The sequence below is a fragment of the Parasphingomonas halimpatiens genome (genome assembly GCF_036663795.1).
Taxonomy (GTDB): Bacteria; Pseudomonadota; Alphaproteobacteria; order Sphingomonadales; family Sphingomonadaceae; genus Sphingomonas.
The window spans coordinates 51,909-69,733 of sequence record NZ_JAXOJP010000009.1; the positions used below are offsets into that span (position 1 = coordinate 51,909).

At 64.2% G+C, this 17,825-nt stretch carries 16 protein-coding genes; 9 read left to right on the forward strand and 7 right to left on the reverse strand.

The features are described from left to right. Window positions 1-37: 37 nt before the first annotated feature. From U1839_RS11515 to U1839_RS11545, 7 genes are read left to right on the forward strand one after another with little or no spacing between them, the layout of a single operon-like run. Window positions 38-790, forward strand: a complete 753-nt coding sequence (locus U1839_RS11515; RefSeq protein ID WP_332803762.1) for an SDR family NAD(P)-dependent oxidoreductase — start codon at window positions 38-40, stop codon at window positions 788-790. Window positions 791-799: 9 nt separating this feature from the next. Then, entirely contained in the window at window positions 800-1,561 is a 762-nt protein-coding gene (locus U1839_RS11520) for an SDR family NAD(P)-dependent oxidoreductase (protein ID WP_332803763.1), read from the forward strand. Window positions 1,562-1,578: 17 nt separating this feature from the next. Beyond that, window positions 1,579-2,910, forward strand: coding sequence for an aromatic ring-hydroxylating oxygenase subunit alpha (locus tag U1839_RS11525; protein WP_332803764.1), 1,332 nt, complete (start codon window positions 1,579-1,581; stop codon window positions 2,908-2,910). After that, window positions 2,910-3,881: a thiamine pyrophosphate-dependent dehydrogenase E1 component subunit alpha gene (locus U1839_RS11530; protein ID WP_332803765.1), complete on the forward strand. Its 972-nt coding sequence runs from the start codon at window positions 2,910-2,912 to the stop codon at window positions 3,879-3,881. The genes U1839_RS11525 and U1839_RS11530 overlap by 1 nt, the downstream gene beginning before the upstream one ends. Window positions 3,882-3,894: 13 nt before the next feature. Further along, window positions 3,895-4,905, forward strand: a complete 1,011-nt coding sequence (locus U1839_RS11535; protein WP_332803766.1) for an alpha-ketoacid dehydrogenase subunit beta — start codon at window positions 3,895-3,897, stop codon at window positions 4,903-4,905. 9 nt (window positions 4,906-4,914) lie between these two features. Beyond that, window positions 4,915-6,276, forward strand: a complete 1,362-nt coding sequence (locus U1839_RS11540; RefSeq protein ID WP_332803767.1) for a dihydrolipoamide acetyltransferase family protein — start codon at window positions 4,915-4,917, stop codon at window positions 6,274-6,276. Beyond that, window positions 6,273-6,794, forward strand: a complete 522-nt coding sequence (locus tag U1839_RS11545) for a VOC family protein (protein ID WP_332803768.1) — start codon at window positions 6,273-6,275, stop codon at window positions 6,792-6,794. Before U1839_RS11540 ends, U1839_RS11545 begins: the two co-directional genes overlap by 4 nt. Before the next feature lie 99 nt (window positions 6,795-6,893). Here the strand turns inward: U1839_RS11545 and U1839_RS11550 are convergent, their stop codons facing one another. From U1839_RS11550 to U1839_RS11570, 5 genes are read right to left on the reverse strand one after another with little or no spacing between them, the layout of a single operon-like run. Further along, window positions 6,894-7,424 (reverse strand): nuclear transport factor 2 family protein, encoded by a 531-nt coding sequence (locus U1839_RS11550; RefSeq protein WP_332803769.1) that lies wholly within the window; start codon window positions 7,422-7,424, stop codon window positions 6,894-6,896. A 15-nt stretch (window positions 7,425-7,439) separates the two neighbouring features. Continuing rightward, window positions 7,440-7,739, reverse strand: a complete 300-nt coding sequence (locus U1839_RS11555; RefSeq protein WP_332803770.1) for a putative quinol monooxygenase — start codon at window positions 7,737-7,739, stop codon at window positions 7,440-7,442. After that, the gene (locus tag U1839_RS11560) at window positions 7,736-9,379 is read right to left on the reverse strand and encodes a class I adenylate-forming enzyme family protein (protein ID WP_332803771.1); all 1,644 of its coding nucleotides are present in this window, start codon (window positions 9,377-9,379) and stop codon (window positions 7,736-7,738) included. Before U1839_RS11560 ends, U1839_RS11555 begins: the two co-directional genes overlap by 4 nt. Then, the gene (locus U1839_RS11565; protein ID WP_332803772.1) at window positions 9,376-9,660 is read right to left on the reverse strand and encodes a putative quinol monooxygenase; all 285 of its coding nucleotides are present in this window, start codon (window positions 9,658-9,660) and stop codon (window positions 9,376-9,378) included. The genes U1839_RS11560 and U1839_RS11565 overlap by 4 nt, the downstream gene beginning before the upstream one ends. A gap of 6 nt (window positions 9,661-9,666) precedes the next feature. Next, on the reverse strand, window positions 9,667-11,025 hold the full coding sequence (locus U1839_RS11570) for an aromatic ring-hydroxylating oxygenase subunit alpha (RefSeq protein WP_332803773.1): 1,359 nt from the start codon (window positions 11,023-11,025) through the stop codon (window positions 9,667-9,669). Window positions 11,026-11,288: 263 nt separating this feature from the next. Here U1839_RS11570 and U1839_RS11575 point away from each other — a divergent pair, with 263 nt between their 5' ends. Further along, window positions 11,289-13,703, forward strand: a complete 2,415-nt coding sequence (locus U1839_RS11575) for a TonB-dependent receptor (protein WP_332803774.1) — start codon at window positions 11,289-11,291, stop codon at window positions 13,701-13,703. A gap of 113 nt (window positions 13,704-13,816) precedes the next feature. After that, window positions 13,817-15,619 (forward strand): outer membrane protein assembly factor BamB family protein, encoded by a 1,803-nt coding sequence (locus U1839_RS11580; RefSeq protein WP_332803775.1) that lies wholly within the window; start codon window positions 13,817-13,819, stop codon window positions 15,617-15,619. Window positions 15,620-15,629: 10 nt separating this feature from the next. Here the strand turns inward: U1839_RS11580 and U1839_RS11585 are convergent, their stop codons facing one another. Together U1839_RS11585 and U1839_RS11590 are read right to left on the reverse strand one after the other, a co-directional pair. Next, complete coding sequence (locus tag U1839_RS11585; protein ID WP_332803776.1) at window positions 15,630-16,529, reverse strand: SDR family oxidoreductase; 900 nt, start codon at window positions 16,527-16,529, stop codon at window positions 15,630-15,632. Next, window positions 16,526-17,740: an aromatic ring-hydroxylating oxygenase subunit alpha gene (locus U1839_RS11590; RefSeq protein WP_332803777.1), complete on the reverse strand. Its 1,215-nt coding sequence runs from the start codon at window positions 17,738-17,740 to the stop codon at window positions 16,526-16,528. Before U1839_RS11590 ends, U1839_RS11585 begins: the two co-directional genes overlap by 4 nt. Window positions 17,741-17,825: the final 85 nt, after the last annotated feature.

The following is a 17,825-nucleotide window of genomic DNA, read 5'->3' on the forward strand; positions in this document are numbered from 1 at the left end:
TATTGCGACCCGGCGAGAATTGGTTCAGTGAGGGCTCATGGGCGAGGATCGACAGCGTGCGCTGGTGCTGGGTGCATCGAGCGAAGGGGGGCTCGGCGAGGCAGTGGCCCGTCTGCTGGCGGCGCGCGGCGCGCATGTCGTGGTCGCCGGTCGCCGGATCGCGCCGCTCGAAGCGCTCGCGTCGGATATCGGCGGGACGGCGATCGCCTGCGACATCACCGATGACGGCCAGGTCCAGGCGCTGATAGCGGCAGCCGGGCCGCTCGACATCGCGGTCAATGCATCGGGCACCAGCACGGCCTTCTCGATTGCGCGAAGTACGTCGGCGCAGGTCGAGGACCAGTTCGCGATCCATGTCACGGGCAACTTCTCCTTCCTGAAGCACGCCTGTCGGGCAATGCCGCAGGGCGGGTCGATCGTGCTGTTCTCGTCGCTGACCGCGTCGATCGCGGGCGTGGGGCTGGCAGCCTATAGTTCGGCCAAGGCGGCGCTCAATCAACTGGTCCGGGTCGCGGCGCTCGAGTTCGGGCCACGGGGCATCCGGGTCAATGCCGTCGCGCCGGGCTTTTCCAGGACGCCGATGACGGCGGGATTTCTCGAGGATAAGTATTTCCTCGATCTCTATCGTGGAGAAAGTCCGCTGGGCGCGCTGGCCACGCCGGCGCAGGTCGCCGCCGCCGTCGCCTGGCTCAGCGCGCCGGAGTGTTTCATGACCGGCGAGATCATGCAGGTCAGCGGCGGCGCGCAGCTCGGGCGATTGCCGCGCAGCCAAGAACTCAGTCGAGCATAGGAGAGCAAGGTGGACCTCGGTTTGACGGGCAAAAAGGCGATCATCGTCGGTGCCGCGCGCGGCATCGGCATGGCTGTCGCCGAGATTCTGGCGCGTGAGGGGTGCGATCTGGCGATCACCGCCCGCTCCGAGGATGGCGTGAAGGATGCCGTCGCCAATCTGCGCAAATACGGTACCAAGGTCATCGGCTCGGCGGTGAACGTGAAAAAGGAAGACGCCTACAAGGCGTGGCTGGCCGACGCGATCGAGCAACTGGGCGGCTGCGATATCCTGATTCCGATCTCCTCGTCGGGCGGCGGCATCGGCAGCGAGAAATATTGGCACAATGCGTTCGAGGTTGACGTGCTGGGTCCGGTGCGGGCGGTCGAAGCGGTGTTGCCGGGAATGACCGAACGCCAGACCGGATCGATCGTGCTGATCGCGACCACCTCGGCCGGTGAGGCAATGGGCGGACCGCAGGCGTATAATGCGATGAAAGCCTCGCTCGTCACCTGGGGCAAGCAGCTTGCACTGGCGCATGGCAAGGATGGCATCCGCGTCAACGTCGTGTCCCCCGGCCCGGTCGAGTTCGAGGGGGGCAACTGGGACATGATCAAGGGCACAATGGAGAAATTCTACGCCAGCACGCTGCGCCAGCAGCCGCTCGGCCGGTTGGGCACGCCCGAGGAAATCGCCCGCGCGATCGTCTTTCTGGCCAGCCCGGCGGCAAGCTGGTGCAACGGATCGCATCTGGTGGTCGACGGCGGCTATACCAACCGCACCCATTTCTGACGGGCGGGCCGCAAGCAATGGACGTCAAACGCCAGGTCGACATCATCCGGGTCAATCCGCAGGACTGGCCCAGCGGAACGCCAGCCGAAAAGGCCGACGATCCCGATCTTGGCAATGACCTGATCCCAGCCGCGCGCTATTTTTCCCCGGATTTCATGGCGATGGAATGGGATCGGGTGTGGACCAAGGTCTGGCTGCTCGGTGGCCGGTCAGACGACCTGAAGCAGCCCGGCGACTATATCTGCACCGATATCGGGCGGGAGTCGGTGCTGATCGTGCGCCAGCCCGACGCTTCGCTGCGCGCCTTTCCCAATGTCTGCCTGCACCGCGGCAATCGCCTCCGCCCCGAAGGGTTAGGCAACACCAGCGATTTTCGCTGCATGTATCATCACTGGGCTTATGGGCTCGACGGCACGATTACACATATTCCCGATCTCGCCAGCTTTCCGCAGGGGGGGCCGCCCGGGGGCCGGCTGCCGGCATTGCCGTGCGCCGAATGGGGCGGCTTCGTGTGGTTCTCGCTCAACCCCGATGTCGAGCCGTTGGCCGATTATCTGGGCATGATCCCGGCGCATCTCGATCCCTATCATTTCGAACGGATGGCGTGGACGCGCGACATCACCGTCGAGTGGGAGTGCAACTGGAAGACGTCGGTCGATGCGTTCCACGAAAACTACCATGTCCAGGGCATCCACCCGCAGCTGCAATGGTATCTCGACGACGTCAACGTCCAGATCGATTGCTACGACAAGCATTCGCGCTATCTGGTGCCGTTCGCCACGGTCAGCCCGCGCGTCGCGCTGCCGTCGGCGATCCCCCCGGCCATCGACCATATGATGCGCAAGGCCGGCATGGACCCGGCCGAATATGAAGGGCGGGTGTCGGACATTCGGCACGATCTGCAGCGCTTCATCCGGCAGCACGCGACGGCGCAGGGCAAGGACTTTTCCGAGCTCAACGACGATCAGCTGACCGACGATTACCATTATTCGATCTTCCCCAACGTTTCGATGAACATCCATGCCGAGGACATCATGATGTTCCGGCAACGCCCGCATCCGACCGACCCCAACAAGATGCTTTATGATCTGTGGTTGTTCGAGCTGGTGCCGGAGGGTGTCGAATGGCCCGAACGCGTTCGGCACCAGCACTTCAAGCACGGTGACAAGTCGATCGGCCAGGTGCTCGACCAGGACGCATTCAACCTGCCGACCGTGCAGAAGGGCATGCAGTCGAGCGCCTTCAAGGGGTTGTGGCTCAACCGCCAGGAACTGCGCATCCGTCATTTCCACCATGTGCTCGACCAGTTCATCTACGGCGAGCACGGCAAGCAGCCAGAGGACCTATAGTGCAGTTGAGCCGGGATCAGTTGTTGCGCGCCTATCGCCAGATGGCGGTGATCAGGGCGTTCGAGGAACGCCTTCACGAGGAGATCAAGACCGGCGAGATCGCCGGCTTCACGCATCTCTACTGCGGCCAGGAAGCCGCGGCGGTCGGCGTGTGCGAACATCTTGCCGATGACGATTTCATCGTGTCGACGCACCGCGGCCATGGCCATTGCATCGCCAAGGGCTGCGATGTGAAGGGCATGATGAAGGAGATTTACGGACGTGCGGGCGGCCTGTGCAACGGCAAGTCGGGGTCGATGCACATCGCCGATCTGTCGGTCGGCATGCTCGGCGCGAACGGCATTGTCGGTGCGGGTGCTCCGCAGGCGGTCGGCGCCGCGCTGTCGGCCAAGATCGACGGGCAGGGCAAGGTCGCGATCGCCTTTTCGGGCGATGGCGCGTGCAACCAGGGGACAACCTTCGAAGCGATGAACATGGCGGTCGTCACCAAAGCGCCGTGCATCTTCGTGTTCGAGAACAACCATTATTCGGAACATACCGGCGTCGACTATGCCGTCGGGACCAGCCGCGACATCGCCAGCCGCGCCGAGGCGTTCGGCATGCGGGTGTGGCGCGCCAATGGCTGCGACTTTTTCGATACCTATGACACGATGCGCGAACTGCTCGACTATGTCCGCGCCGGCCACGGCCCGGCCGCGATCGAGCTGGATACCGAGCGCTTTTATGGCCATTTCGAGGGTGATCCGCAGCGCTATCGCGGCGTCGGCGAACTCGACCGCATTCGTGACGAGCGCGATTGCCTGAAGGCGTTCCGCACGCGGGTCGGCGAGGCGGGCTTGCTTACCGTCGCCGAACTCGATGCGATCGACGCCGAGGTTGCCGCCCTGATCGACACCGCGACGGCCGAGGCCAAGGCGGCGCCGCCGCCGGACCCGGCGACCGTCACCACCGATGTCTATGCGGAATATTGAGGAAGCGCGGACCATGACTGTGATGACGATCCGCGATGCGATCAATCGCACGATCCATGCCGAAATGGAGCGCAACCCCGACGTCGTCATACTCGGCGAGGACATTGTCGGCGGCAACGGCACGGCCGGCGGGCCGGAGGCGATTGGCGGCATCTGGGGGGCGACGGGCGGGCTTTATGCCAAGTTCGGCCCCGACCGGGTGATCGATACGCCGATTTCCGAGAGCGCGATCGTCGGCGCCGCCGCCGGGCTGGCGCTCGCCGGCAAGCGCCCGATCGCCGAACTGATGTTCGCCGATTTCGTGGGCGTCAGCCTCGACCAGCTGTGGAACCAGATGGCCAAGTTCCGCTACATGTTCGGCGGCAAGACCAATTGCCCTGCCGTCGTGCGGCTGATCTACGGTGCCGGCATGAACGCGGCGGCGCAGCACAGCCAGTCAGTCTATGCGATGCTGACGGCGATCCCGGGATTGAAGGTCGTGCTCCCGACCACGCCGGCCGACGCCAAGGGCCTGTTGACCGAGGCGCTGCGCGGCGACGATCCGGTGATGTTCTTCGAACACAAGGCACTGTTCGGCGCCAAGGGCGAGGTGCCCGACGAGGATTATCGCATCCCCTTCGGCCAGGCGAGAATGGCACGCGAAGGCGGCGACGTCACGATCGTGACCTGCGGGCGGATGGTGAGTTTTTCCGAGCGCGCTGCCGACAAGCTGGCAGCTGACGGTATCGGCTGCGATGTCATCGACCTGCGCACGACCAGCCCAATGGATGACGAGGCGATCCTCGATTCGGTCGAGGCGACCGGCCGGATCGTGATCGTCGACGAGAGCTCGCCGCGATGCAGCCTGGCGTCCGATATCGCCGGGCTTGTGGCGTCGCGGGCGTTCACCGCGCTCAAGGCGCCGCCCGAAATGGTCACCGCGCCGCACAGCCCGATCCCCTTCGCCCGCGAGCTCGAAAAGGCGTGGCTGCCATCGGCGATCGGCATCGAAGCGGCGGTTCGCCGCACGCTGGCCTTCCGGTAGGTGCGGACCATGGCCAATCTCACCGCCTTCACCATGCCCAAATGGGGCATCGAAATGAGCGAAGGCACCGTCGCCGAATGGATGGTGGCGGAAGGCGCGCGCTTCGACCGTGGCACCGTGCTGACCCTGATCGAGACCGACAAGATCACCAACGAGGTCGAGGCCGAGGCCGAAGGGTGCTTTGTCCGGCTGATCGCGCGCGCCGGTGAGACCTATCCGGTCGGTGCGTTGCTGGCGGTGCTGGGAGACCCCAATGCCGATCCGGCGGCGATCGACGCCTTTGTGGGTAGTTTTCGCGCGGCCGATACCGGCTTTGCCGGCGCCGAAACCACCGAGCCGCCGGCTGCCGCGCCGCCGGTCGCGGTGGCACCGGTGCCCGACCGTCACATGATCAGCCCGGCGGCCTATGAGGCCGCGGTCGCGGCCGGTGTCGATATCGGCTCGATCACGGGCACGGGGCGCGGCGGGCGCATCTCGCTCCAGGATGTGCATCAGGCAACACGCCAGGCGCCGACACTGTCACTGAAGGGGGCGTTCGACCTGATGCCAGTGGTGGGGTCGTTCGCATCGCCGATGGCGCGGCGACTGGCGGCAATGCACGGCGTCGACCTCACCGGGCTGACGGGAACCGGGCCGCGCGGCCGCATCTGCAAGGCCGATGTGCTGGCGGCGGCCGAGATTGCGCCGGCGCCGGCGCCGGTTGCCAGTGCCGCGCTGGTGATCGAGCCGATGTCGAAGATGCGCCGCACGATCGCACGGCGCCTGACATTATCCAAATCGACCATTCCGCATTTCTATGTCCGGCAACGGGTCCGGGTCGATCGTCTGATGGCGCTTCGCGCCGCGGCCGATCCGCGGCCAAGCCTCAACGATTATCTGATCCGCGCCTGCGCACTCGCGCTGCAGCAGGTGCCCGCGCTCAACATCCAAGTCCATGGCGACGATATTCACCGCTTGCCGGGCGGCGATATTGCGGTTGCGGTCGCCACCGATGGCGGACTGATCACGCCGATCGTCGCGGGCGCCGAGCAGCGCAGCGTTGCCGATATTGCCGCACTGATGCGCGATCTCGGCGCTCGGGCGCGTTCGGGCCGGCTGCGGCAGGAAGAGTTCGAGGGCGGCAGTTTCAGCCTGTCCAATCTCGGCATGTTCGGCGTCGAGCAATTCGACGCGATCATCAATCCGCCGCACGGCGCGATCCTTGCGGTCGGCGCGGCGCGCGCCGAGCCCATCGCCGACGAGGGCGCAATCCGGATCGTGCCGATGCTGCACCTGTCGCTCAGCTGCGATCACCGCGCGATCGACGGTGCCGATGCCGGGCGTTTCATGATGGCGCTGGCCGGGCTCATCGAAGCGCCGGAGTCGTTGTGATCCTGCCGGGCAGCGCCATTGTCCAGATGGCATGGGTGGTCACCGATCTCGATGCCGCGGTGCGCCGCTTCAGTCGCGCCTATGGCTGCGGCCCGTTCATGATGAACCGCCACATCAAGCTGGCCGATCCGCGCCATCGCGGGCTGGCAATGGCGACCGATTTCTCGCTGGCGCTCACCCAGGCCGGCGATGTTCAGATCGAGCTGGTCGAGCAGCATGACGATACGCCATCGGTCTACCGCGACCTCTATGCGCCGGGCATCGAGGGTTTCCATCACGTTGCGGTGATCGTGCCGGACGTCGGCAAGGAGGTTGAACGCTATCGTGCGCTGGGCTTCGCGGTCGGCAGCACGGGCCGGTTCGGCGAAGCCGACTTCGCCTATGTCGATACGTCGCCGGCAACGGGTCACATGGTCGAAATCCTGCCCGACAACGAGACGATCCGTCGCTTCTTCGGCGCGGTGCGCCGCGCGGCCGAAAACTGGGACGGCATCGATCCGATCCGCGAAATGGCCTAGCGCATCGCGCTGAAAAGTGGGTACCGGTTTTCAGCAAAAAGCGATGCGACAACAAATATCTAGAGCAGCGCAATTGATCCCGATTTCGGGCGCGCTGCTCTAGCGCCACGCCCCTTCAGGAAGCTCGGCGTCGCGTGGCTCGCCATAGGCGCGCATCCGGTCGCGTCGCTTCAGCGCCGCGACATAGTCGGTGACCGGCAGATAATAGAAGAAGTGCAGGCAGCGGTCGGCGAAGCGCCACCGGCCATCGGCGCCGCGGCGGTAGCGATCGTGATAGCGCATTGCCGCGACCATCGTCTCGCCATGCCGGACCAGCTCGGCATGTCCCGATACCATGCCGGTCGCGTCGTCGGGTCCCTCGAACGCAAGCGTCCGGTCGTGGGTGACGTGCAGGTTGAACCCGAGCGCGGCATAGCGGCCGCGATATTGCGCGGCGATGGCGTCATGCCCGTGGGCGTCCATCACGCCATCGGCTGAGCGGAACCGGCCATCCTCCGTGAACAGATCAAGTGCGGAGGCAAGATCGCGATTGTCCATCGCAAAGCTGTAGGCATGGACCAGCGCCGTAATCGCGAGTTCGGCCTCGACCCGCTGTAGCCGCGCTTCGATCGCCTCGAGCGAAATGGCCATGACGATCTCCCGCGATCAGCCGAGCGAGTCGTGGAAGGTCACCTGCATCTCCTCTGCCAGGCAATCGAGGATCGGCGGCACCAGCCGATCGTGGAAATCGATGTGCATGTGATGGTCGAATGCCGCCTGGTCGCGAAAGGTGCCGACGCAGTGGAACAGGTTTTTGTCGTCGTCGGCCTGCAACAGTTCGTAGACCAGTGCGTCGGGCTCGTGCGCGAAGACCAGCGCCTTCAATTCGACCTGCAACGCGATAAAGTCCTCGCGCCGTTCCGGCTTGACCAGCAATCGGGCGATGAAGCTGCGGGCAATGGTCATGCGTGTTCCCTTGTCAGTTCGGCGACCAACACGTCGCGCAGGCGGAACTTCTGGATCTTCGATGTCGACATCGGCCAGGACGTCACAAAGCGGACATGGCGCGGCAGCTTGAAGCTCGCCAGCTTGCCTATGCAATGCTCGATCAGTTCCGCTTCGCTGGCGGTCGCGTCGCCGCGCAACTCGACGAACGCCGCCGGGACCTCGACATAGCGCGGGTGGGGGATGCCGATGACCTGGGCCAGCAACACCGCCGGATGGCTGTGGAGCACCGCCTCGATCTCGGCCGCCGCGACATTCTCGCCGCCGACCTTCAGCATATCCTTGGTCCGGCCGTGGAACATGATCTGCCCCTCGTCATCGAACGAGCCGATATCGCCGGTATGGAACCAGCCATCGGCGTCGATGACCTCGGCGGTCTTGTCGGGTGCATTGTAATAGCCCGCCAGCATATTGGGTCCGCGTGCGATGATTTCGCCCTGGCTGCCCACGGGACAGTCCAGTCCTGTCTCGACATCGACGATGCGCACGTCCCAGTCGTCGAGCGGCACGCCCAATCGCCAGCCGCGTGCCGCCCAGCTGTCGGTCGGCCGGCTGGTGCAGATCGTGCCCGCGCCCTCCGTCAGGCCGTAGGTGCCGACCATGATCGTGTGCGGCATTGCCGCCGACATGGCGGTCCTGATCGCATCGGGCTGCACCGCGAAATTGGCGTTCATTAGCCGGACGCTCGACAGGTCGGTGGTCGCGAAGCGCGGATGGGCGATCAGGTCCTGCATGATGGTCACGAAACAGGGATAGGCATGCGTCGCGCGTTCGGAGACGAGCATGTCGAGCGCAACGCCGGCATCGAAGCTCGGGATGGTGAGATAGGCGCCACCGGCATCGACGATCGCGACCATCGGCAGGATGCCGGCGATGTGGAAGATCGGCAACGGCGACCAGAAGCGATCGCCCGCGCCGATCTCATAGCGCCGCGCGAGGTTGCGGCTGTTGCCGACGATGCTCCGGTGACGGATCATGCAGCCCTTGGGATTGGCGGTCGTCCCCGACGTGTAGAGGATCAGCGCGATGCTGTCGGGTTCGACGGCGTCGATCACGGCGTCGAGCGTGGCGTCGGAGACGCTGTCCCCGCCGGCCAGCGCGGCGGCCGAGGGGATCAACGACGCCGGGCAGGGATCGTCGACGCAGATGATCGAGGCGAGTCGCGGCGCCTCGGGCAGCGACAGCGCGGCGGGATCGGCCGCGGCCCTTAGCGAGGGCAGGGCACCGAGCAGCCGCTCCCCGAAATCGAGCGAATCGGCGACCTTACCGGTGGTGATCAGGCAGACCAGGTCGGCATCACGCACCAGAAAGGCAAGCTCGCCGGGCTGGTAGCGCGCGTTGACCGGCACGCACACCGCGCCGGCCATGGCGATGCCGAAAAGGATCTCCATGAAGTCCGGGCGCGTGGTCAGCAGGATGCCGACATGGTCGCCCGGTTGCACGCCGCGGGCGATCAACGCCTTGGCCCAGCGCCGTGCGGCGCGGTTCATCCTGTCATAGGTCTCGCGTCGGTCGGGGAAAACCAGCGCATCCTGATCGGGCCATTGCACCGCACGATCCCGCAGCAGCGCACCCAGCGTAACAATCGGACCGCTGGTCATATCGCGAGCAGATAGTCGCGCGTGTAGGTGCCATCGATATAGTCGATCATCCGCGCGATGATCTCTGCGCTGCGGGGATTGGCCTGGTGCGCCTTGTCGGCGGCCTCGTCGACGAAGCTTTCGAACACGGCGAAGCTGTGCGGTTCGCTGCGACGAAAGAATTTATAGGCGAGCGTGCCGGGTTCTTGGGCCGCATTCGCCTCCATCTGCGGGATCAGCGCGACAAAATCGGCGTCATGCTCGGGCTTGACCGAAAATCGTGACAGAAACGTCCAGGTCATGATCGTTTATTCCCCCTTGTGGCCGTCGACATAGCGATCGAGTTCGGTGTGGAAGTGCCGCAGCCGCGCTTCCTGCTCGCTCCACAGCGGCCCGCGAAAGCCGCGCGATCGGGCGCCTTTCTGGACGACCGGCAGAAGCTCCGAATCCTGGTCGAGCACCTCACCCAGCTCGGGCGGCTGGCCAAGCGGCACGCGGACGATCTCCGGTCGGGTCATGCCCGTCGTGTCGGTGCCGCGCGCCAGGCCCATCCAGGCTGGCGGGGCGTAGCCCGGCGCGTCGAGATGCTTGAAAAGGATGCAGGTATCGTAGGTGAACTGGTTCGGATCATCGGCATGCGGCAGGAAGCGGTGCATGAACACCGCCTCGGGGTGGCAGCCGATCTGCACATTGGGAAAAATGCCATAGATGGTCGAGTCGCTCAGCTGGGTGTCGCTGAAGCGATCGTAGTCCAGTCCATAGGTAGCGGCGCGTGCACGCTTGGCCTGCTGGATCGAGGCGCGACTGTCCTGCGCGGTGCCGACGAAGCCAGCGGGATCGATGCCGGCATCGGCGAGCATCATCTGGATACCGGGGTTGACGCTCTCCTGATCGGGGAAGCGCGGGCTCGGCTGTGCGAAGGGCACGAATTGCCGGCTCATGCCATTGGGATAGAGGTCGATCTGTGTCCGGTCATCCATCACGCACTGCGTCTGCGGGTGAACCGCATGGAGATGGTAGATCTCGTAAAAGGCGTCGACACCGCCCTTCCAGTTGGCGGCCCAGTCCGACTTCTTGTGCTGGATGACGTTCATCGCGCCGATGTCATAGAGTTCGAGCTGGTCCGCGACCGGGCCGAGCCAGTCACGGATCGGCGGGGCGGCGTCGTTCATCGTGATGAAGACCAGCCCGGCGATCTCGGCGCAGCGCACCGCCGTCAGATTGTGGTCGTGGCACAGGACCTGAGGGTCGAAGGTCTGCTCGTCGGTCACTTCGGTGCAGGTTCCGTCCAGCGCAAAGCGCCAGCTGTGAAACGGACAGACAAAGTCGTTGACCGACCCGAAATCGCCCAGGACGAGCTGGCTGCCGCGATGCGGGCATACATTGTAATGCGCCTTCAGGCCGCCATCGTCGGTTCGGGCGACGATGAAGCTCTCGCCGCCAAGGTCGAAGCGGACGAAGTCGCCCGGATCGCGTAGGTCCGATGTGGTGCCCGCGAGCAGCCATGTCCGGGTCCACATGCGCTCCCATTCGGCGGCCATATAGGCCGGATCGAAATAGCGTTCGGGGGCAACGCGCGCGCTGCCATTGTCGATCAGCGGCGCTTCCGCATTGAACGGATGCGGCGCCCCCACATGGATGTTCCAGTCCGGAAATCTGGCATTCATGCCTGCGGATCCTCCCTAGGTACGGCCTTGCCCACCGTTGTGCACCAACGCGGGGAGCCGTTGACCAGCCTTCTGCCCGTGTCGCTGCCCGATCATACACGGAATATAAAAAAAACAAACATGATTGCTTGTTTAGAGGTCGTGTGTCACTCTGCGGGCTCGCGGGAACCGAGATCGAAAATTCTTGGAGCGCGTCATAGGGGAGGTTTCCAATGAACATCCGAAGGATCGCGACTCATTCTGTCGCATCGTGCCTGGCAATCGTGCTGGCATCGCCGGCCTTCGCACAGGCGACGGAACCGCCCAAGGCCGACGAGTCGGTGCTGGGTGAGATCGTCGTCACGGCGACGCGACGCGACTCCAATCTTCAGATCACCCCGATCGCCGTCACCGCGGTCGATACGAAGTTGATCGCTCAGTCGAACCCGCGTGACGTCGGCGACCTGGCGGTGTTCGTACCCAATTTCTCCGCCGCGACGATCACCGGCTTCAACGCGGCCTCCTTCTCGATCCGCGGTGTCGGTCAGAACACCATCATCGTCTATTTCGAGCCCCCCGTGGCCGTGTTGGTCGATGATTTCGTCGTGCCCAGCGTCCAGACGCAGTTGCTCGACACGTTCGACGTCAACCAGGTCGAAGTGCTGCGCGGGCCGCAGGGCACGCTGTTCGGCAAGAACACGACGGGTGGTGCGGTGACGGTGCGGACCAAGCGCCCCGATCTCTATCGGATCGGCGTGGAAGGGCAGGTGACGGCGGGCAGCTTCGGCACGGTGCAGGTCAAGGGTGCCGCCAATGTGCCGATCGTCGCCGGCAGCCTCGCGCTGCGCGTCGTCGTGGGCCATGAAAGGTCCGACGGCTATTACAAGAATGGTGCCTGCTATGGTCCGGTCGTGGCGTTTCAGCCCTCGAAGTTCGCCGGCCGCAAGGGCTGCGGCGACGGTTCGTCGCTGGGCGGCACCGACGTCTGGAACGGCCGCGTCAAGTTGCTCTGGCAGCCGTCGTCGTCGTTCAGCGCGTTGCTGCAATATGAAATCCTGCGCGATCGTTCCGACTCGATCCCGACCGTGTCCGAGACACCGAACAGTGCCGCCTTCCTGTTCAACACGCTCGGCGTCGGCGCTTCAAACCCGGCGCATGCCGACCCGCTCGAAAATGCAGGGATCAGCAACCGTCAGGATCAGCTGATCAAGATGGGTTCAGGCCAGCGGATCAACGTCGACGGCCTTTACCTCAATATGGATTATACCACCGATTTCGGCACGTTGACCTCGATCACGGGACGACGACTGCAGAAGTCGCGCTTGCCCAACACCTATACGGGGCAGGCACCGGTTGCGGCGGACGGCGAGATTCTGTCCTTGTTCGATGCCAATCGCTCCGATGATCGCACGACCTACCAGCAGGAACTGCGCTTCGCCTCGAAGCTGGGGGGGAGTTTCGATTTCGTCGCCGGCGGCTTCTACCAGAATGACCGCACCAGCTTCTGCGTGGCGCAGGTACTGGGCTTTCTCGACCTGGCCTCGGGACCGCTGCCGTTCGGGCCGTGGAACCAGAACCCCTACCTGTTGTGCAATGCGCAAAAGGCGTCGTCGACCGCCGCCTTCGTGGAAGGCACGTTCAAGATTACCCCCACGCTGACGTTGACGGCCGGTGGCCGGTACACCTGGGAGCGCAAGACCTGGTACGGCCGCCAGCAGGTGTTCGTGCAGCAGTTGAAAGGCGGTTTTGACCCGAATCTCAGGATTCAGGATGCGATCGATGCCAATGTGTTCGACTATCCCGCCGGCGTCATCCAGGTGCAGGCGCGTGCCAACCAGCCGACATGGCGCGCCAGCCTGGGCTGGCAGGCGACACCGACGCTCTTTGCCTATGCGACCTATTCGCGAGGCTTCAAGGGCGGCGGGTTCAATGACCAGATCGGCGGCTTTCACCCGTTCGTGAACGCGAATGGCACCGACGACAATGTCGCCTTCGCCCAGGCCGCGCAGGCAACCCAGCCCGAGCGGGCCGACAGTTATGAGGCAGGCCTCAAGGCCGAGGCCTTCGACCGTCGGTTGCGGTTCAATCTCACCGGCTTCTATGTGAAATATTCCAACCTGCAGAAGCAGATCGTCGTGCCGATCGTCGTCGGCGGGCAGCAGAACCAGGTCACGCGCTTCTTCAACGCGGCGTCGGCCAACGTGAAGGGCGTCGAGGTCGAGGCGACCGCCGTGCCGGTCGATGGCCTGACGCTGCGCGGCGTGGTTGGGTATCAGGACGGCAAATATGATCGCTACGTCACGCCGATTCCGGCGGGATATGATCTGGCGACGGCGCCGCTCGACCGGCTCCCCAATTGGCAATGGACCATCGATGGCAATTACGAGGTGCCGATCGGCAACTACAAGCTGTCGTTCAATGGCAACGTCAATTATGTCGGCCGCAACCTGTTCACCCAGTCGATCACCAGCCCGAGCGAGAATACCTATCTGAATGCGCGGACGCTCGTGAACGCGTCGATCACTCTCGCGCAGGCCGATGACCGTTATTATCTGCGCGTGTTCGGTCGCAACCTGACCGACCAGCGTTATCGCACCGCGTCGCAGGTCGTGGGCGGCCTCTGGTCGAACAGCCAGTATGGCCCGCCGCGCTTCTTCGGCGTGGAAATCGGCGCAAAGCTGGGTCAGGCCGTCCACTGATGCGCCACGGCGGTCGGTGGTCGCTGGCGGTGGTTGCCACCGCGCTGGCCCTTGGGGGGTGCTCCAAATCTCCCAAGGGTCAGCCGGGGGCGCCCGCCGGCGCAGGCGAGACGATGAAGTCCACGGACGAGCTGCAATCTCGCAACGGTCCGACCATCGATGTCGCCACCCATCCCGGCAAGGCGCTGTTCGAAGCGAACTGCGCCGGCTGCCACAATGGTGGCGTACCCAAGGCGCCGCAGCAGGTCTGGCTCGAGATGATGGCACCGGACGCGATCCTCGCCGCATTGAACGGCGGCATCATGAGCCAGCAGGCCGCCGGGCTTTCCGGCCAGCAGCGTCGGGAGATTGCCGAATATCTGGTGCGCATGCCGCTTGCCGACTATCGCCCACCCGCGCCGCCACCGATGTGTGGCGCACAGCAGGCACGATTCGATCTCGCCGCGTCGCCCCCGGCAATCGGCTGGGGGCATGACAATCGGCGCTTTGCGTCGGCCGGTATTGCCGGTCTGAGCAAGGCGCAGGTGCCGACGCTGAAACTGAAATGGGCGCTCGCCTATCCCGCCGCACAGCGCGCGCGGTCGCAGCCGGCGGTCGGCTGGGGTGCGATCTTCGTCGGCAGCCAGGACGGTACTGTCTACGCGCTCGATCTCGATAGCGGATGCACGCGCTGGCGGTTTCGCGCCTCGGCTGAGATTCGCACGGCGATTGTCGCCGATGCCGCCAGCAAGCGGCTCTATTTCGGCGATGTGCTGGCACGCGCCTATGCCGTGGATGCGATGACCGGCACATTGATCTGGCAGACCAAGGTCGATGTGCATCCCAATGCGACGATCACCGGCACGCCGACACTGGGGGGTGGCCAATTGTTTGTCCCGCTATCCTCACTCGAGGTGACGGCGGCGGCAAGCCCGACCTACGCATGCTGCACCTTTCGTGGATCGGTCATCGCGCTTGACCCCGCGACCGGGCGACAGCGCTGGAAGCAGAACACCGTCACCCAAATGCCGGCGGTGCATGGCAAGACCCGTCTCGGCACGCCGATCATGGGCCCGTCAGGTGCGCCGGTGTGGAACAGCCCGACCTATGACGCGGCGAGCAACCGGCTCTATTTCGGATCGGGCGAGAATTATTCGACCCCGGCAGATGGCAATTCGGACGCGGTGCTCGCGGTCGATGCGACGAGCGGCAAGCGATTGTGGACGACGCAGTTGACCAAGGGCGACGCCTGGAATGTCGGCTGCATGATGGGCAACGAAAACTGCCCGGTCGAAAAGGGCCCCGATCTCGACGTCGCGGCATCGCCGCTGCTGGTGCCGATCGGTGGCGGCCGTTCGATGCTGGTCGTTGGCCAGAAATCCGGAGCGGTCTATGGCGTGGATCCCGCCAATGGTCATATCGTCTGGCGCACGCCGGTGGGCCATGGCGGCACGCAAGGCGGCGTCCATTTCGGCATGGCTGCCGAAGGCCGCGTCATTTATGTTCCCGTAAACGATATGGCCGATACCCGGGATGGCCGGGTCTATGATGTCGCAAAACGCGGCGCCGGCCTGCACGCCATCGATGCGGCGACGGGGAGGGTGTTGTGGAACGCCCCCGCCGAAAACGTTTGCAACGGCCGTGCGAATTGCGATCCGGGCATCTCTTCGGCGGTCAGCGCGATTCCGGGTGTGGTTTTCGCCGGACATCTCGACGGCCGCTTCCGCGCCTATGACGGCCTGAACGGCAAGGTCATCTGGTCGGTCGACACCACCCGCAAGGTCACCGCGATCGGTGGTGCAACGGGCAATGGCGGCGGGATGAGCGGGCCTGGCGCGACGATCGTCGGCGGCCACGTGATCGTCAATTCCGGCTACGGCCTATATTACCACATGCCCGGCAATCTGTTGATGGTGTTCACGCCCGACGGTCGATAACCACGGACGATCAGGCTGCCCCGCTGATGTTGAAATAGTCCGGAATGCCAGCGGGCCAGTTGACGCCCCATTGATTCTGGCCGCCATCGACATTGATCACCTCGCCGGTGATGAATTTCCCGCTCGGCGCGGCGAGATAGACGACCGCCTCCGCCACGTCCCAGGCGTCTCCGCGCTTCTGCATCGGATTGGCGAGGTGGAAACGCGCCAGTGCCTCATCGGGGTAGACCGCGAAGCCCTCGGTCTCGACGATACCCGGTGCGACGCAATTGACGCGTATATGGTGCGGCGCCCATTCGGTGGACAATGTCTTCGACAGATAGATCACGCCCGCTCGCGCAGCGCAGCAATGCGCACTTTGCGGCATGCCGCGCTCGACCGTGGCGACAATATTGATGATATTGCCCGCTGTGCCGGCGGCGACCCAGCGCTTGGCGGCTTCCTGCATCATCCACCAGGTGCCGTTGAGATTGAGATCCATGACCGCCAGCCAACCCTTACGGCTGAAGTCGATCGCGTCCTGCGGAAATTGCCCGCCGGCATTGTTGATCAGAGTGTCGATGCGACCGAAACGATCGAGGACCTGATCGAGCATCTGTTCGACCTGGTCGGGTTCGCGGATCGACATCGGCACCGCCATCGGGCGCCGACCGACGAGACGTTCGATGGCGTCCTGCGTCGCGGCCAGTTTTTCGACGGTACGGCCGCACAGCACGACGTTGGCGCCGAGCCGGCTGGCGAGGAACGCCATGGCCTTGCCCATGCCGGTGCCGCCGCCCGAGATGATGACGGTTTGCCCGTCAAGCAGATCATTGCGATAAACGGTCGGGTGTTCGGCCAGTTCGGCATTGGTGAACCCGAAGCGGGGGTGGTCCTCGTTATGGGGTTCCACATCGGCATGCGCGTTCATTCCGTCTCCATCCAATCTTCCAGCATCGGCACCACGCGCAGGTGTTCCGGCACCCGATCCAGACCAATCCGGCGATCCAATTCTTCGTGCCAGTGGTAAATCCGCCGTTCCTGGTAATTCAACGGGATACCCCTGAAGCCGGGGCTTTCGACCGATTCCTGGATTTGCGGCGCAAATTGAAGGTCTTCATACAAGATGCGTTCGAAATTGCTGACGCGCGTCTCCCACAACGGACTGAGGTCGTCCTTACCGACCCGGGGGGAGAACCAATGGCATTCGATCCGCATCGTTCGGTCCGAGCGCGGCCAGAACACGAGCATCGGCAGGCCGGTCGCCGCGGGGGGCATCACGATGTTGGGGTAGATGTTGTAGCTGACATTATTGTCACGGGGAATTTCGGTCACGGTCGGAATCTCGGGCATGCCCTTGGTCCCCGGATCGATCCAGTCGGGGCGGCGGTTGGGCGTCGTCATGCGCGAATGTCCGCCCGGCCACAGGGTGATAGACGTGCCGCGATGATCGAGGAACCGATTGACCGTCGACTGGTGGATCGACTTCAGATGATAGACCTCCAGAAAGGCGTCGAGCAGTACCTTCACGTTGCAGGCCACATCGTAGCCGCGTGAATCGACGAGCATGAGGTCGTCGATCTGGAATTGCGCCAGTTCACCGGCGATCGGCCCGAGCGAGTCGATCAGCGGGCCCGCTTCGGGATCCTCGTTGATGAATATCCAGCCACCGAGGCGTTCGCAACGAACCGAAATCAGCGAGCGGCAGGCAAAGTCGAACTCGACGAAATCACGCTTGTCGCGAATCGCGGTAAGTTCGCCCGCCAGCGTGTAGCTCCAGCCATGATAGCCGCAGACAAAGCCGCGCGACGTCCCCGCCTCCTCCTTGACGAGCGGTCCGCCGCGATGCCGGCAGCTGTTGTAGAAGGCCCGAACCTCGCCTTGCAGGTCGCGCACGATCAGGATCGGAGTGCCGGTGTTGCGATTCAGGAACCAACTGCCGGGCTCGGGCAGTTGATCGACATGGCCGGCATAGAGCCAGCTGCGCTTCCACAGCCTTTCGTCCTCGAGCTGCAGAAACGCGGGATCGATATAACGACCGGAGGGGATGTCGGCGAGCTTCGGGAAACCTTCCGGTGGCGCGGTGCGGGCGGTTTCGTACGCCATACCCGCCTTGATCCGTTCGGTTGTCGTGGCGTCCAAAGCGCTGTCCCTTTTCTGGCCCGCCGCCAGTCTAGCAGCCCGCGAACTAAAAACAATCATGTTTGACTTTTTTATCGCTGCGACC

Excerpts from the sequence above, each read along its gene's own strand:
- U1839_RS11550 (WP_332803769.1), bottom strand. The coding sequence starts at position 7,424 with ATGGCCATTTCGCTCGAGGCGATCGAAGCGCGGCTACAGCGGGTCGAG.
- U1839_RS11580 (WP_332803775.1), top strand. The coding sequence starts at position 13,817 with ATGAAGTCCACGGACGAGCTGCAATCTCGCAACGGTCCGACCATCGAT.
- U1839_RS11565 (WP_332803772.1), bottom strand. The coding sequence starts at position 9,660 with ATGACCTGGACGTTTCTGTCACGATTTTCGGTCAAGCCCGAGCATGAC.
- U1839_RS11525 (WP_332803764.1), top strand. The coding sequence starts at position 1,579 with ATGGACGTCAAACGCCAGGTCGACATCATCCGGGTCAATCCGCAGGAC.
- U1839_RS11560 (WP_332803771.1), bottom strand. The coding sequence starts at position 9,379 with ATGACCAGCGGTCCGATTGTTACGCTGGGTGCGCTGCTGCGGGATCGT.
- U1839_RS11585 (WP_332803776.1), bottom strand. The coding sequence starts at position 16,529 with ATGAACGCGCATGCCGATGTGGAACCCCATAACGAGGACCACCCCCGC.
- U1839_RS11555 (WP_332803770.1), bottom strand. The coding sequence starts at position 7,739 with ATGACCATTGCCCGCAGCTTCATCGCCCGATTGCTGGTCAAGCCGGAA.
- U1839_RS11570 (WP_332803773.1), bottom strand. The coding sequence starts at position 11,025 with ATGAATGCCAGATTTCCGGACTGGAACATCCATGTGGGGGCGCCGCAT.
- U1839_RS11515 (WP_332803762.1), top strand. The coding sequence starts at position 38 with ATGGGCGAGGATCGACAGCGTGCGCTGGTGCTGGGTGCATCGAGCGAA.
- U1839_RS11540 (WP_332803767.1), top strand. The coding sequence starts at position 4,915 with ATGGCCAATCTCACCGCCTTCACCATGCCCAAATGGGGCATCGAAATG.
- U1839_RS11535 (WP_332803766.1), top strand. The coding sequence starts at position 3,895 with ATGACTGTGATGACGATCCGCGATGCGATCAATCGCACGATCCATGCC.